Annotated in this window: 15 protein-coding genes; 3 read left to right on the forward strand and 12 right to left on the reverse strand. The window is 45.3% G+C overall.

Going from position 1 to position 15,563, the window contains the following annotated elements:
* Positions 1 to 61: 61 nt before the first annotated feature.
* The 6 genes from MH215_RS15545 to MH215_RS15570 form a co-directional block, all read right to left on the reverse strand.
* Complete coding sequence (locus tag MH215_RS15545; RefSeq protein ID WP_239291295.1) at positions 62 to 694, reverse strand: hypothetical protein; 633 nt, start codon at positions 692 to 694, stop codon at positions 62 to 64.
* Between the two features lie 478 nt (positions 695 to 1,172).
* Positions 1,173 to 1,673 carry a hypothetical protein gene (locus MH215_RS15550; RefSeq protein WP_239291297.1) on the reverse strand — a complete coding sequence of 167 codons (501 nt, stop codon included), beginning with the start codon at positions 1,671 to 1,673 and terminating at the stop codon, positions 1,173 to 1,175.
* A gap of 178 nt (positions 1,674 to 1,851) precedes the next feature.
* Positions 1,852 to 2,856, reverse strand: coding sequence for a cation diffusion facilitator family transporter (locus MH215_RS15555; RefSeq protein WP_156395552.1), 1,005 nt, complete (start codon positions 2,854 to 2,856; stop codon positions 1,852 to 1,854).
* 194 nt (positions 2,857 to 3,050) lie between these two features.
* Entirely contained in the window at positions 3,051 to 3,647 is a 597-nt protein-coding gene (locus MH215_RS15560; protein WP_239291299.1) for an SMI1/KNR4 family protein, read from the reverse strand.
* 241 nt (positions 3,648 to 3,888) lie between these two features.
* Complete coding sequence (locus MH215_RS15565; RefSeq protein ID WP_239291300.1) at positions 3,889 to 4,659, reverse strand: dioxygenase family protein; 771 nt, start codon at positions 4,657 to 4,659, stop codon at positions 3,889 to 3,891.
* On the reverse strand, positions 4,659 to 5,333 hold the full coding sequence (locus MH215_RS15570; RefSeq protein WP_239291301.1) for an alpha/beta hydrolase: 675 nt from the start codon (positions 5,331 to 5,333) through the stop codon (positions 4,659 to 4,661). Before MH215_RS15570 ends, MH215_RS15565 begins: the two co-directional genes overlap by 1 nt.
* 209 nt (positions 5,334 to 5,542) lie before the next feature.
* Between MH215_RS15570 and MH215_RS15575 the strand changes: the two genes are divergently transcribed.
* Positions 5,543 to 5,929, forward strand: a complete 387-nt coding sequence (locus MH215_RS15575) for a glyoxalase superfamily protein (protein ID WP_481857442.1) — start codon at positions 5,543 to 5,545, stop codon at positions 5,927 to 5,929.
* Positions 5,930 to 5,960: 31 nt separating this feature from the next.
* Positions 5,961 to 6,509, forward strand: coding sequence for a helix-turn-helix domain-containing protein (locus MH215_RS15580; RefSeq protein WP_239291302.1), 549 nt, complete (start codon positions 5,961 to 5,963; stop codon positions 6,507 to 6,509).
* A 121-nt stretch (positions 6,510 to 6,630) separates the two neighbouring features.
* Here the strand turns inward: MH215_RS15580 and MH215_RS15585 are convergent, their stop codons facing one another.
* The 5 genes from MH215_RS15585 to MH215_RS15605 all read right to left on the reverse strand — a co-directional run bounded on the left by MH215_RS15585 (position 6,631) and on the right by MH215_RS15605 (position 11,313).
* Complete coding sequence (locus MH215_RS15585) at positions 6,631 to 7,350, reverse strand: 3-ketoacyl-ACP reductase (RefSeq protein WP_056701941.1); 720 nt, start codon at positions 7,348 to 7,350, stop codon at positions 6,631 to 6,633.
* Positions 7,351 to 7,655: 305 nt separating this feature from the next.
* A complete protein-coding gene (locus MH215_RS15590) occupies positions 7,656 to 8,555 on the reverse strand; it encodes a DUF4097 family beta strand repeat-containing protein (protein ID WP_239291303.1) in 900 nt (299 codons plus the stop codon).
* On the reverse strand, positions 8,552 to 9,148 hold the full coding sequence (locus MH215_RS15595; protein ID WP_239291304.1) for an HAAS signaling domain-containing protein: 597 nt from the start codon (positions 9,146 to 9,148) through the stop codon (positions 8,552 to 8,554). The genes MH215_RS15590 and MH215_RS15595 overlap by 4 nt, the downstream gene beginning before the upstream one ends.
* The gene (locus MH215_RS15600) at positions 9,141 to 9,470 is read right to left on the reverse strand and encodes a PadR family transcriptional regulator (RefSeq protein ID WP_239291305.1); all 330 of its coding nucleotides are present in this window, start codon (positions 9,468 to 9,470) and stop codon (positions 9,141 to 9,143) included. Before MH215_RS15600 ends, MH215_RS15595 begins: the two co-directional genes overlap by 8 nt.
* Positions 9,471 to 9,768: 298 nt before the next feature.
* Positions 9,769 to 11,313, reverse strand: a complete 1,545-nt coding sequence (locus MH215_RS15605; protein ID WP_239291306.1) for an FAD-dependent oxidoreductase — start codon at positions 11,311 to 11,313, stop codon at positions 9,769 to 9,771.
* A gap of 364 nt (positions 11,314 to 11,677) precedes the next feature.
* Here MH215_RS15605 and MH215_RS15610 point away from each other — a divergent pair, with 364 nt between their 5' ends.
* Positions 11,678 to 14,497: a glycoside hydrolase family 3 C-terminal domain-containing protein gene (locus tag MH215_RS15610; protein ID WP_239291307.1), complete on the forward strand. Its 2,820-nt coding sequence runs from the start codon at positions 11,678 to 11,680 to the stop codon at positions 14,495 to 14,497.
* 165 nt (positions 14,498 to 14,662) lie between these two features.
* Here MH215_RS15610 and MH215_RS15615 read toward each other — a convergent pair whose 3' ends face one another.
* Entirely contained in the window at positions 14,663 to 15,502 is an 840-nt protein-coding gene (locus MH215_RS15615; protein WP_239291309.1) for a methyl-accepting chemotaxis protein, read from the reverse strand.
* Positions 15,503 to 15,563: the final 61 nt, after the last annotated feature.

Here is a 15,563-nt window from a genome sequence, read left to right on the forward strand (position 1 = left end):
TTAGTTTGATTTATGTAGCGAGGAATCTGAATCTAACTACTTATGCACACTGCTGATACATTTATTTTCTTTTCATAGATACGAGAAGTGGTGGGTTTTTGATTCGTGCAAACATGACGATGATGGTAATAAGTGCAATTACACTAGCTGCAATAATAATGGGAACAGAGCCAATATCGGTAAGGAAGTCGAACAGTACTTTAACTTTTAACCTGACTTTGTAGCTTGTTCCTGGTTCTAGTGGGTCAGAAGCAAGATATGCAAGGATAACACCAACTGCAGCTGTTACAAGCAGTGTGAGCAAAGGCTTGATAATCGATTTTAGTGAAGAAACCTGTTTCTCTTCGTAGGTATGGCTGTCGTTAAGATGGGTATGTAATTTTTCGAGAAATTGCTGCTTGATCTCTGACTCATCGATGAAAAAATAGAAGTTGTATTTTTTGGGTGAATCATTGTCCAAATCCATGTCTACCATCGAGTCTTTTTTGTTGGCTGTTACACGATGGATGGTGCTAAGGTGAACCACATCTTTGGAATGGATACGGTCTGTCCAATCCCAGTTCCCTTGCTTGCCTTCTGCAACAAATCTTAGAGCATCCTCTTTGGGGATTTTTACATAAAGGTACTCGGGAGTAAGAATTAACGCCCGATCTTTGTCCATTTCGAAGCTCTCAATCTTCCATTCCGCTGTCATTTAATTAATTCCTCCTTAGGTGATATATATATTTATCGGAGTTTGGTAATTAAAGTTAAAGATTTACATAATAAAAAAATAAAACTAATAAAGGGTTAATTTATTACATGAATTAAAGTATGCGTAAGCGTCCTTGATACTTCACCTACATCAGAAATCGAAAGATCCCCTGAACGATAATAAGTTCAGGGGATCTTTCGATTTTTTCCTTACCCTACTTCTAGAGCTAATAGCGAATGGAAGTGCCCTATATAAGATGATACTGAAGATCACACGTTAACGGAGAAGGCAGAACAAACTGGAGAAGCGGAGCGTTCGCCTGAAAGCTTTCTGAAGGAAAGCTACATCGGAAGCATAAGCTATCCCCGGATTTTACCCACTATAAGGGAATCAAGAAATCTGGGGATAACAGCGATCGTAAGTTGTTCTGGTTTCGGAGTGGCTTGTGTGATCCCACCAATTAGCTTATATTGCATCATTACATGCGCTTTTTGCGACCCACGATGAGCCATGCCCCGCCCATAATCAGCACAATCGCTACAAAAGGCTGGAAGATGGACATGCTGTTTAACATCGAGCCAATCGACATTACCGCGAAGAACAGCAAGAAGAGCACGGTCAGAATGTTGATCGGAATCAGCAACCATTTGTTACGTCCACCGAACCAATACAATTCGAACAGACCCACAGCTACCGCAAGAATAAAGCCAGGCCACATCGTTCCCCAGTTATCAAATAGCATCGCGATTTGGCACACAATGCCTGTAGTGAGCAAAATACCACCAGGAACGAGCAGGCCAACCCCTCGGCCGATCATAGAGAAGTAGAGCCAGTGGAAAAATAGTCCCAGTGGAATGACGAATAATGTAGGCCAGAATGTGGCGAAGATCATCCCTGGACCGACTGAACCTCCCTGGTTCAGAATTAAGTACACACCTAGCAGGATGAGGACAGGCGCAAAGATTGCACGTTTTGCCATCGTAGTGTTCTCCCTTTCTCTTCGTTTTTACGAACGTTGTCATTTCAATATACACAGCATACCATGAATTGGAAAAGAATAACCTCAGTCCTTGGCGTTAAAAAGAACCTAGACTTAGGTCTAGGTTCTTTGTTCTCATCCATATGATTTACCAATAGGTTCTACAGGTAGGTCAAGTCTATTTTTGTGAAATGTCAGCATGTTTCTTGCCCCAGCTATTTACGCCGTCATCCTCAATTATGGAGATCGCTGCATCGGCAATGTCCGGGTTGGTCATCAGTTTCTCCTGGATACGGAATTTGATATCATCCGCATCTGCGAGGGATAGACCTTTAGTTAACTCGATCAGACCTTCTACATGATAGTAGCGACCTTCCTGAATGATACGCATCATCTGAATATCGGCCACATGGGTATCTGCGAGAATGGTCTGGGATACTTTATCCTCAATATCCTGCGGAGCAGCTACGCCGATGAGTCCGATCATATTGTCATAACCTACTCGGAAGGCTACTGCGATCATGAGACAACCAATGATCGTAGTTACGATGCCGTCGAGCAGAGCAAAGTTGGTCAGCGCAATGACCACAACCGAGATCAGGGCAAGCATTGCCCCAAGTACAGCCACCACATCTTCGTAGAATACGAGACGGGTTGGTGGTGCAGCGCGGCCTACGTTTTTGATGGCGGCAGGTACGAGTCCGAATCCTGTTGCTTTGGGTGCACGAGCTTCTTTCAGGATTTCCTTCATCGCTTTGATCAGAATGGCTCCATCAATCAAGATGTTTAACACGAGTACACCGATGTTAATCCACAAGCCACCGGTATGACCAACCGGATGCTGCAACAAGTGAATACCCTCGTGAATCGTTTCGTAGGCCATGATGGTGACCACGATAACCGCGATCATGCAGAAAATGTTAATGACACGCCCGAACCCTGTGGGGAATCGTGGAGTTGGTTTTTTCTCGGACAATACACTTCCGACAAATACGAACCCCTGGTTAATCGCGTCAGCCAAAGAGTGCATCGCCGAGGCGAACATGGCACCACTACCACTGAATAGGAAGGCTCCTCCTTTGCATAGAGCAAGTACCGCATTTCCTGCCATGGCTACGGCAGAGGATGTGTTTCCTTTTTTGACGAGAGACATCAAGCTCTCAGACTTCGGTTGTTCAGCCACTTCGAATGTTCCTCCCAGAAATATGTGATAGGTGTAGAAAGACAGTCCTGATCTGGATAGCATGTGCATTCCCACTAAATGTTATTATAACCGTCTTTACATATCCCAGCATTATGCAAAAAAGGTCATATCATCAACTGGCTAGTATAGATATTTGAAGACAGGAGGAGCGTATATGGCAATGCTATACAACCTCAGTATTCAATCGCGTCCAAGGCGCGTAAATTCTCGTTGGATTGCTCCAAAAGCTCTGTGAATGTCCCAGCCACATAATAGATAAAGTCGGGTTCATGCTTGTACAGAATGATCTGTCCATATGTCCCTTCTGCTGTTGGATCGAAATCGAACATTAGATATAGGGAACCGCCTCCCAGCATACCGAAGGGAACCCATTTCTTTTGAAACAGATAAGGATTGATTCGAGCATCCAGTGTGCTCAACTCCTCAGCAGTGTAAAAGTCTTCCAACTTATTCTCTACAACTGTGGCTTGCTCTCTGTGAATCTTCTCTAGCGATAATAGATAAAATGCGGTGTCTTCGTTGCCTTCGGCATCGGTAGGATATAGGATATGAAAGCCGTAACCACTCCCATTTTTGCGTTTGTAAAATGCACGGAAATCTGCGGGTAACTGCACGCTATGTTCCTGCTCGAATGCATCCAATTGTTCGTCTGTGACACCATCCAGCTCACGATAGGCGCTGAGTAGCTCCTGATTTTCCTCATCTTGTACTTTCTCATCTAATAAGCCGTCTAGCTCGTCCATCAACGCATATATACGTTGTTCCGGCATGCCCATCCCTCCAGTGAACTATTGAAATACAAGTGGTGAATGATGTACAAAATAAGCCTAGTCTGATTTCACCTCATATTATAGGTATAATCCAGAAAGTCTCACAAGAATCCGGAGTCCTTGTCTATATGCTACGTTGGTCTCAGGTTCCATCTCTATTAACAACAAATAAAGCGTGAGCGACAGGGGAGATACCTGTACTCACGCTTTATTGTATTCGTATCTTTTTCGATGCAATGAATTAATCAAACTTCCAACAGGACAGACTTAGATTACCCAGCTGATAGGCTTTGAACATCAAGGTCGCTTGTTTGTTGCGATCCCCGGCACCCATTGCAAGTAGCAACGGTACAAAGTGTTCTGGTGTAGGCACGGCTGCTTGCGCAGAAGGAGCAAGTGTATCGTAGGCAAACAGAGACTCGGTATCCCAGCTCTCCAATTTGTCCTGTAACCAATTGTCGAACTCCAGCGCCCAAGGATCTATTTCGTTGCTGCCCCAGTTTAGATGACGGAGATTATGCACGGTCCCACCGCTGCCAATAACAAGAACATCTTGTTCGCGCAAGGAAGCGAGTGCTTGTCCTACCTGATACTGTTGTTCCCCTGTCAGGTATCGGTTCACGGACAAAGCGACAACAGGAATGTCGGCATCAGGGTAGAGAAGGCGAAGCACAACCCATGCCCCGTGATCCAAGCCGCGTACATCATCTGTCTGAACCGAAATTCCGGCTTCCGTGAATAGACGCGCGACCTCAGCCGTGGTCTCAGCATGTCCTTGAGCAGGGTATTTGATCTGATACAATTCGGGCTGGAATCCGCCAAAATCATAAATTGTCTCATACTCCGCGACAGAAGAGACTTGCTGCGTCGTTGCTTCCCAGTGAGCGGAGAACAAAACGATTGCTTTAGGCTTAGGTAGCGTTTGTCCGAGTTCCTGCAAAAATTCAGTGTATGCATTTTCCTCCAATGCAAGGGATGGAGCACCGTGTGCAATAAATAGAGATGGCATCATTATGAATTCAGTCCTTTCGGTTCTTCGGTCATCAAGTTCGCATCTGTCCGAAGGAAGTGTTGCAATTGCTGGTATAGCTCGGGGGTCACATGGTGTCCGCCGTGATAAGGTACATAGGTCACGTACTCTGTATATTGACGGAAGAAATTCGCATTATCTTCACCCAAATGCAGTGGGAATAGATGATCCTGATCGCCATGGGAAATGAACGCAGACAATGCTGAATTCGGTTGAAGTTTGTACTCCTCTTTCACAAATTGAGGTAGGTAACCACTCATCGCGACAATGCCTTTGATGGCATCGCCCATCACGAGCGCAAGGGTCATCGCCATAATAGCACCTTGGCTGAATCCAGCTATATAACGTCGCGCAGGGTCGATAGCGTATTTGGAGGACAGTTCAACAATAAGTTGCTGTAGCCCCTGAGCGGATGCATCATACAATTCACGGATTGGATTGCCAATGCTCTTGATCTGAAAGAAAGCATAACCGCCGCCTTGGACGATTGGGCCACGTACCGCAAAAATAATAAAATCTGTCTGCAACGGCTCCATTAAACGGAGCATGTCTTGTTCATCCGATCCCATACCGTGCAGGGCGAAAATGACGGGATACTTTTGATCTGCATTGTAATGAGCAGGGAGACGGACTTCATGAATATATGCTGATTGCATTGGAAACACCACCTTGGTAAGAAATGAGTAGCTTCTATTTTGAAAATCAAAAAAGTTCACCAATATGAAATAATTATTCTTATTTATGAACAAAATTTATCATGCATCCATTGTGAGGTCAACATCTTTTTTTGTATTATAGAACTATGTTGTGTATAAGGAATATTTGATGGAGATAGGTGTGGGTCAATTCAACGGGTTTACAACTTATGATCAAGGTCGTGATGAGCATGTTAAAGGGGATTGTCCCTATTCTGAGAATGTTTGATGAGAACAAGGCAAAAGAATTCTACCTGGACTACCTCGGTTTTCAATTGGATTGGGAGCATCGATTTGAGCCGGATATGCCCTTATATATGCAGATTTCGCGTGATACAATTATCATCCATCTATCGGAGCATCATGGGGATTGTACGCCCGGAGCTGCATTGCGAGTAGAGACAGAGGATGTACAAGCGTTGCATCAGCAACTTCAACTGCCCAAGTATAAATATGCTAGACCCGGTATTGAGGAGACACCATGGCACTCCAGGGAGATGACCATAACCGATCCGTTCGGTAATCGAATTATTTTCGCTCAGACTATTATTGAATAGATCATTTATACAGAGAAGGGAGGGGAGCGATATGGATATTGGCTCAGCCATTCGTACGATTCGCAAACAGAAACAGATTACAATTATGCAAATGTGCGAAGGTACAGGCTTGTCCAAAGGATTTATTAGCAATGTGGAAAATAATAAAACATCACCATCGATCGCTACGCTCGAAAGTATAGCCGATTATCTTAACGTGCCACTTCCTTATCTGCTGCTGACGCCGGAGCAACGGATGAATGTAGTGCGCAAGCATGAGCGCCAGGAGACCACTGCAGGTAGTGGGCAGATCAAGGTGCAGCATCTCACCGCCAAGGGTGCCATGCGCATGTCCATCGTGGAGCTTCCACCAGGAGCGTCGACAGGTATTAACAAACATGTGGGCGAAGAGAGCCACCTTATTCTACAAGGTAACATTCGGGCAGTGCAGGGCGAGGACATGGAGCTGCTTGAAGAAGGGGATTCCTTCACATGGAATGCCATTGTTCCGCATGAGGTCACCAATATTGGAGATAAACCCGCCATTGTGTTAATTGCCGTATCGAAGGAGCTGGATTTGGATCAATTGTGGAACGCCTAGTCCCTGTGTACCCCAATGTAGTGTAGAACGATGATGGAGAGAGCGAAGAATGCCAAGTGAGAGCAAGACAAAAAGCCGCCAGAATTGCTCTGACGGCTTCATTTGCATAGGGCTATTTATCTTATTGTGGATTCGTTGTCCAGATGCCCGCAGCTTTGACAAATACACGATCCGAGAGTTTAAGTGTGGCCAAAGCAAGTTCAGCTACATCTTCCGCTTGCATCATGCGATCTTCGTCGCCGACTTTCAGGCCTGCATTCGTAGCAAGCTCTGTATTTACCGTGCTTGGCGTTAAAGCCGTTACGCGGATATTGGATTTGCGCACTTCCTGCATGAGGGACTCGGTCATACCCAGCAGAGCGAACTTGGATGCACAATATGCTGAACCCGTAGCGAATCCACGCTCACCTGCCGTAGATGCGATATTGATAATGCTTCCGCTGCTCTCTTTAATCATGCTTGGCAGTACAGCACGTGTTACATAATATGTACCCATGACGTTGACATGCAAGATGCGCTCCCATTCCTCTGGGTCCATATCTAATAGTGTGCCAAAGGTAGCAATACCTGCGTTATTAATGAGAATATCGATGGCACCAAGCTCCATCTCGATGGCAGCAACAGCTGCCTCAGCCTGTGTACGATCGGAGATATCAGCAATAGCGCTGGTTACTTTGACACCATGCTCTTGACTAAGCGATTGTTGGAGTGCTTGCAAATCCGAAGCTGTGCGGGCGATCAGTCCAAGATGCACACCTTCTTTGGCAAGTGCCTCTGCGATGGCTCGACCAATCCCTTTACCTGCACCAGTGATGATCGCTGTTCTATTCTTAAGTTCCATGTGGGTAATTCCTCCTTCGAGATGATCTATAAAAATTAAACTAAAGAATATTTACACTTGCCACTCCGATGACAGAGCAAGCTTCCGATCGCTGTTATCCCCAGATTTTGTTGAATTTTTCCCTAAAGGAGAAATCCGGGGATAGCTTATGCTTCCGATGTAGCTTTCCTTCAGAAAGCTTTCAGGCGAACGCTACGCTTCTTCAGGTTATTTCTGCCCTCTCCGTTCCCGTGTAAATGTATAGTTCAATTTGTATAGCATTCAATTATACTATATTACCCACGGTTTGGATTTTTACTTCATCATTATTGTGTGATCTTAATACTGCCTGAAGTTGCTCTAGCCTTAATGACCTCTGTGCTTGTCATCGGGGATTCTGGAATGTTAATATCTCCCGAAGTAACCTTAACATCATAGAAACCTGCGAATTCAGGTGCAGCTTTAATGGTAATATCGCCCGATTGCCCTGACACGTCAATCGGAGCTACAGTCGTCTGCTCGATTCTTACCGTTCCTGAGGTGAACGTTACATTAGCTGCACCTGCGAGTTCTTTAATCTGAAAATCGCCGGATGTCAGATCACTGCTGACATTTCCAGTAACAGCGTCCATCTTGAAGCTGCCTGAGGTCATTTTCACATTCATATCGCCTTGAATCCCTGAGCCAGAGATATCTCCAGAGGTAAGACTCAGCCCAATGTGGGGAACCGTAATGTCCTTCAATCGAACTTCGCCAGATGTATTCGTAATATCCAGTGTGTTGGCATGCAGTCCTGCCAGATTGTAGTCTGAGGAGGAAGAAGTGAGCTTCACTTCATCTAGCGTATGCCCTTCAGGAATGGCAACGGTTAAGGTTGGCTTTGAGTTGCTCCAATTGAAATTGAAAAATTCAATGCGGACACGATCGGGTTTGACGAGATTAAACGTACCACCAGATAATGTAGCATTCTCCAGACTTTCGATGCTATCTTTATCCCATTTGCCATCTGCTTCAATATAGCCCTGAGATTCAGGGCTCACTATGAATTGAATGTTGGCATTGAGATTGGCATCGATCAGCAGTCGCTGCAATTCATCATTCTTAAAGTCCCAACGTTTGGAATAATCTTCACGCTGATTGCCGAATTCAACGCCGTATACCGATACGCCAACCAGACCAATCAGAATACATAACAAGGCTGTGACGAACCATTTTTTTGTAGTCATCCATTATACTCCCCTTGTATCGTTTTTTTGTTCCAACTTACGTATTGAAGCGTCACGGAGCTGAAGGCTTTGAATAGGAATCTGGCTAACATCGCAAACAGAATGCCTATACCACATGCTGCAATAGAGAAGAACAACTTTGAAGGCACATATTCTCCAAAGAATAATAGATCAATCACGGCAGCTATAGGCGTTAAGGCGAGAAGAGAGAATCCAGCAACGGTGAGCCAGACGGACCATAAGAGTAGACCAAGCGGGAGACCTAACATAAGATTCAGGAAGACGAGTCCGATCCCAGTAAACACATTACGCGCCGTTGTACTACTCTTTGGTGGAGAACTATTCGTAGGCATACTCTCGTAAGAATAATCAGTCCCCATAGTCATACTATCCATGACATACCGGTCACCAAGTGCTTCACGTGCAATTTCCTCTGGTTGCCCAAGTTCGCGGGCAATGTCTTCCTCCGTTCGTCCATCCACAAGCCCAAGCTCAAAATGCTGTTCGTAGTCAGCAAGTAACTCTGCTCGTTCTTGCGGATCCATAGCGCTGAGCTGCAGTTCCATAAGTTGCATAAATTGTTGTTTATTCATTCGAGTTACCATCCTCAATAAGATGTGCGACATTACGCACAAATTCATTCCATTCCTCGGTAAGGGTATCCATGTAAACACGACCTTCATCAGACAACTTATAGTACTTACGTGGAGGCCCCTCCGTTGATTCCTGCAAATAAGTTGTGCAATAGCCGTCATTCACAAGCCTGCGTAGAAGTGGGTATAGCGCACCTTCCGCCACTTCAATATGTTTGGAGACCGCCTGAGCCAGTTCGTAGCCATAACGATCCTGACGGTTGATTAGGACCAGGACGCATAGCTCCAACACTCCTTTTTTGAACTGGATATTTACATTCACACAGGTTCCTCCTTCATTCCGTATTCAATCACTAGTGTGTATTGTTCAGTAGCTGTGGATATAGAATAGCATTCAGTACTGTATAATGCAAGGTAGTGATTTTAAAATAGTTCTGGAACACAGCTTTATGCTGTATGTTCTCGTGCAACTGATAGATCCTAATCCAATCTATTATACCAAATGTAAATTTATGTATGTATATTCTATTACCTCAGTATACGCAAAACCCGGATATAATGCCTCCGTCTGAAGACGGAACTCTATCCAGGTCTGCATACTGATTTTTGCTAATAAAGCTTTATTCCATTGCTTCGAGCACTTTGAGATCCTTGACTGCAGGCCCCTCGATGACTTCTCCTGTATAATTAAATCGTGAACCATGGCATGGGCAATCCCATGAGCGTTCGCCTTCATTCCATTCCACTTCACACCCAAGGTGGGTGCAGGTGGTATCAACCAGGAAGAGCTTCCCGGAAGCATCTTTGTATGCTCCAGCACGTTTGCCATCATGACGGACAACTGAGCCTTCATCATTGCCGAGCTCATTCACATGTTTGTGCACGATGCCTACTTTGCCAGAGATTAATTCTTTGGCAACATTAACATTTTCCACAATAAAATTCTTGAACCCTGGATCACTCTTGAATCTTGCTGGATGGAATATCTCAGCATGTGGATTCTCTACACCCGTAATTCGATCGGCAAGCAGATGCCCGGCCATCGTACCTGTGGTCATACCCCATTTGGCAAAACCGGTAGCTACGTAGACACGCTCATGTCTTCCGGTGATTGGGCCGATGTAAGGAACCTTATCGAGTGAGATGAGATCCTGTGCAGACCAGCGGAATGGGATGTTGCGAATGCCATAAGTATCTGCGGCGTAGCGTTCTAACCGCTCATAATGACCAAACGTACAGATGCCTTGGCCGGTTTTATGGTTCTCTCCGCCAAAAAGGATCAATTCCTTTCCTTCATGCAGGACGGTACGCAATGAACGGGATGGTTCATCATCAGAGATGTACATGCCACCAGCGAAAGGTTTCTGTGGCTCAACAGCTACAGCGTAAGAACGCTCGGCATGAAGTCTGGTGAAATAAAAACCAGGATCATACACTGGAAAATGAGAGGCAACGACCACATGCTCGGCTGTAACCGAAGGACCATTCCCATAGGTTCTAACATGTAAATTAGCATCTTCCTCCACATCCGTTACCGTTGTATGCTCGAAGATGCGAACCCCATTTTTCACAGCGGAGTCTAGTAGAAAATGCAGGTAAGCTAGCGGATCAAAGCGAGCTTGTCCTGGCATCTTGATGCCTGCTCTTGATGGAACATCAATAGGGAGTGGATCAACCCATTGACCAGGGATATCGAGCTTCCCATAGGCTGTTAGCTCAATCTCAAGCTTCTTCAAGTTTTCTTCGGATTGGATATACACGTAAGCATCCTCGTCAGCCCACTGACAATCAATCTTGTGTGACTTCACCAGCTCACGCATCCAGCTTGCAGCCTCTGCATTACCTTCATAGTACATACGTGCCTGTTCGTGTCCGAAGTGCTGCATGATCTCGTTGAATATGACGCCATGCTGTGCAGATACCTTCGCCGTGGTATGTCCAGTTGTTCCATCCAGCACCTTACCTGCTTCAAGAACGACAACGCGTAGCCCTTTTTGGGATAGCAAATACGCTGTTGTGATACCTGCAATACCTGCACCGATAATGGCTACATCCGCTGTCGTATCTTCTTCCAGTTTGGGATATGAATCGAAGGCGTGCGTAGCCCTCCATAGCGATTCCGGAATGGGAGGCAGTCCCACCGGGGGTTGTTGCTGATCACTCATATCTATTCCTCCTGTATCTTCTCTTAAATCCAATGGGTTCTAGATGTATAGGCGCAGTAAATCAATCTTCTATTGTCATGATTGCCACACTAAGCGAGAAAAAAACAATACATGACGGACTTTCCGAGGATTATTCATATTTTCCTGAGGTAACCTCTATTTTTTTTGATGAACATACGATATGATAAGAGTATTATCGAAACCGTTTTAGGTAATTTATTTTATAGTGGAAAAAGAGTAACAAAACATAGGATGTATAAGGACTTCATTGTTCATATACATATCCATTAGGTACAATTGAATAGGTATGCCTTCACTTATTATGTATTCGCTATCATTTTGAATTCAAAGGAGATTCCATACAATGACCAACCAAACAAAATATCCTTTTCAAGATACATCATTAGAACTAGACTCCCGCGTGAAAGACCTTGTATCCCGTTTAACTGAAGATGAGAAAATTGAATCCATGTTACAGTATCAGCCAGCGGTAGAACGACTCGGTGTTGCTGCATATAAACATGGTACTGAAGCTGCTCATGGTTTGGCATGGCTGGGAGAAGCAACATCGTTCCCACAACCGGTAGGGCTTGCGTGTACATGGGATACAGATCTGTTGAAAGAGATCGGCTCCGTTATCGGGGACGAGGCACGTGTATTTTATAAACGCAATCCAGCAGTAAACGGCCTTACGCTCTGGGCACCGACGGTTGATATGGAGCGTGATCCACGTTGGGGACGGAATGAGGAAGCCTATGGTGAAGACCCTGAACTGACAGGAGAGCTGTCTACAGCACTTGTTAAAGGGATTCAAGGTGACCATCCGAAGTATTACAAGGCAGTTGCAACGTTGAAGCACTTCCTTGCGAACAACAATGAAGTAGATCGTGGCAGTGGCTCGTCCAGCATTGATCCGCGTAATATGCGTGAATATTACCTGAAAGCGTTTGAGAAGCCATTCAAAGAAGGTGGCGCGCAGTCGATGATGACTGCATATAACTCCATCAACGGTACGCCGGCTCTATTACATCCTTATGTGAACGAGATTGTTAAGGGTGAATGGGGAATGGATGGTTTTGTTGTCAGTGATGCAGGCGATGTGATGGGTATTAAGAATGATCATAAGTACTATGATTCGCATACACCAGGTACCGTAGAGTCGGTCAAAGCAGGGATCGACAGCATTACCGATGATGCTGATCTGTCCAAGCAAGCTCTTCGCGAAGGGTTGGAGCAGGGCATACTTGCATGGGAGGATATCAACCACGCGCTATTCAACACCTTCCGTGTTCGCTTCCGTCTAGGTGAGTTCGATCCAGAGGAAGGTAATCCGTATGCATCCATTGGAGAAGAAGCGATGATGACAGACAAAGCCAAAGCGTTGTCACTGAGAGCAGCAAGAGAGCAGGTTGTATTGCTCAAAAACGAGAACGGCACTCTGCCATTGGACAAAACCAAAGCGGGCAAAGTGGCGGTAATTGGTACACTGGGCGGCACCGTATATCGAGATTGGTATGCAGGCACCATGCCATATAGTGTCTCACCACTAGAGGCGATTCAGAGCAAAGTGGGCAGCGACAAAGTGCTCTTCCAGGATGGAAATGACCGAATTACGCTAACTTCAGTAGCGAACGGCAAGGCGGTTGGTCTGGCTGAAGGGGAGCATTCACCACTGATTGCTGCTGGAGAAGCAGATACCTTTACACTTACGGACTGGGGATTTGGCAGCTACACGCTGCAATCTGAACGCAATGGTAAATATGTGACCACGGATGAAGAAAAAGTAACGGCATCTGCGAATGAAGTATACGGCTGGTTCGTGAAGGAAGTATTCCATCTGTTGCCACAGCCGGACGGCAGCGTGGGCTTAACGACATGGAATGGCAAGACGGTAACTGCACCGAATGATGGAAACGATGCATTCGCCGTTTCGGAAGAACTGAAGTCCTTTGGCAGTGCGGAAACATTCCAGAAGGACGTTGTTGTGGATGGTGTGGAAGAGGCAGTTGCGGCAGCGAAGGAAGCTGAAACGGCCATTGTGTTCGTAGGTAATAACCCGCTGGTGAACGGCAAGGAAGAGATCGACCGCCCAAGTCTGGATCTGGCAGAATCCCAGCAACGCTTAGTGGAAGCCGTGTATGCTGCTAATCCGAATACGATTGTTGTCATTGTAGGCAGCTATCCCTTCACTTCCAATTGGGTACAAGAGAACATTCCAGCTGTATTGTACACGTCCCATGCAGGACAGGAGCTAGGAAATGCACTTGCCGATGTACTATATGCCGATTACGCTCCAGCAGGTCGTCTGAACATGACATGGGTACAATCCGCAGATCAGCTTACAGATATTAAAGACTACGATATTATTCAATCAGGCCGTACGTATCAATATTTTGAAGGAAATGTATTGTATCCGTTCGGACATGGATTGACGTATGCAGCATTCAAATACAGCAATCTAGAGCTGAGACCTGTCCAGGCAGGAACAGAAGATGATATTACGGTAACTGTGGATGTCACGAATACAGGCACAATCGCGAGCGATGAGGTTGTACAATTGTATGTACGTGCAGGCAAATCTCGTGTGAAACGTCCGCTCAAAACGTTAAAAGGATTCCGTCGCCTTCATATTGAAGCCGGAGCAACCGTTAACGTGAGCTTCAAGCTTCCAGTTCAAGAATTGGCCTTCTGGGATGTGACTCAGGATCGCTATGTGGTAGAGTCTGGAACCTATTCGATTATGGTGGGGAAATCCTCTTCGGATATTCAGCTTGTTGCCGATCTGACGGTTGAGGGAGAGACAATTCCAGCCCGAAACTTGAGTGTCTCTACACGAGCTGAGAACTATGATGCGTACCTCAGTGTAGATCTGGATGAGAGCAAAGAAGGCGGAACAGCTATCCGTGCTCTTGGAGAACGGGGATGGGTTCTGTATAAGGATGCAGATCTCGGCAGTGAAACGACTGAGCTGGAAGCACGTGTATCCTCCGAACAGGAGGGGGCTGTAGTGGAAGTTCGATTGGGTTCCCCTGATGGTACATTGGCAGGACGTACTGAGCTGGCACAAGGTGGAGCCCAACAATGGTCTTCGGTAAAAGCAGAGCTTACGGGTGCATCAGGCATACAGGATGTATATATCCTATTATCAGCAGGAGTGCGTCTCAGCCAATTTCAGATTCGCTAATTGAGCCAAATCCTATTAATCTAATGCAAAGAACCTTCGAAACCATGTGTATGGTGGGCTCGAAGGTTCTTTTTTGTGCAACTTATATTTCACAGACGAATCATTGTTTAATCATTCTGAAATGTGTCTTATAGGCAGGGCTGCTTTAATTATCAAATGAATTTGCTATTGTGCTTCTGTTTTAATAATTTTATCAATAAATTGTTTGAGCTGTTGATTGGTTGCATTTAATTCATCGATCGTTGTCATAAAATTGTTAACGAGTTCTGCCTGTTCTTGCGAACTCGCACTAATCTCACCAATCTCATTTTCCATTCCCTGTATCGATTGCCGAACAGCTAGAAGAGATTCTTCAATGCGAGTAGTTGCATCCTTGGTATCTACAGACAGCTTGCGAATCTCCTTAGCAACGACTCCAAATCCTGCACCTGCTTCACCTACACGAGCAGCTTCAATGGCTGCATTTAAGCCAAGCAGATTCGTCTGCTCGGATATTTCGCGAATAAAGCTGGCAACCTGATTGACGTTACTCGATTTCTGCACCGCTTCTTTGGAATTGTTCAAAATCTCTTCCGTCGTGGCACTGAGTTCTTCCGAGTGTGCAGCGACATGCTGTACGCTGTCCATGAGTTGATTGGTAAGGTTGTCGGCTGCATCCATAAGCTGTTGAAGCTGATCTTGGTCATCCATGCTATACAGGATGTTTAAGAGAGCCAGAATGTTCCCTTGAGTATCCTTAATGGGAATAAAAGCAACATCAAAAGGGATTCCGAATAACTCTTTGGGATAGTGATCCCATCTTTTTTCTGTACCGCCTTTTAAATCTTGAAAATTCGTATTGGATTCCAGCAGAGGGTCTCCAGCTTGGTAATTCAGTTGCTTCAGTGATTCTCCCGCAGAAAAATACAAAAATTTCTCGTGATCGATAATGGAAAGGGTTACATCTTGACGCATGGCCACTCGAAAATAAGGCATAACCGCAATTAGTGCTTGAACAATATCCATATGTAATGATCCTCCTAAATGACTTGAAATGAAATACTAGCAAAATATTTAATACATGCCT

The organism is Paenibacillus sp. ACRSA, from assembly GCF_022346845.1.
In the GTDB taxonomy this organism is placed as follows: Bacteria; Bacillota; Bacilli; order Paenibacillales; family Paenibacillaceae; genus Paenibacillus.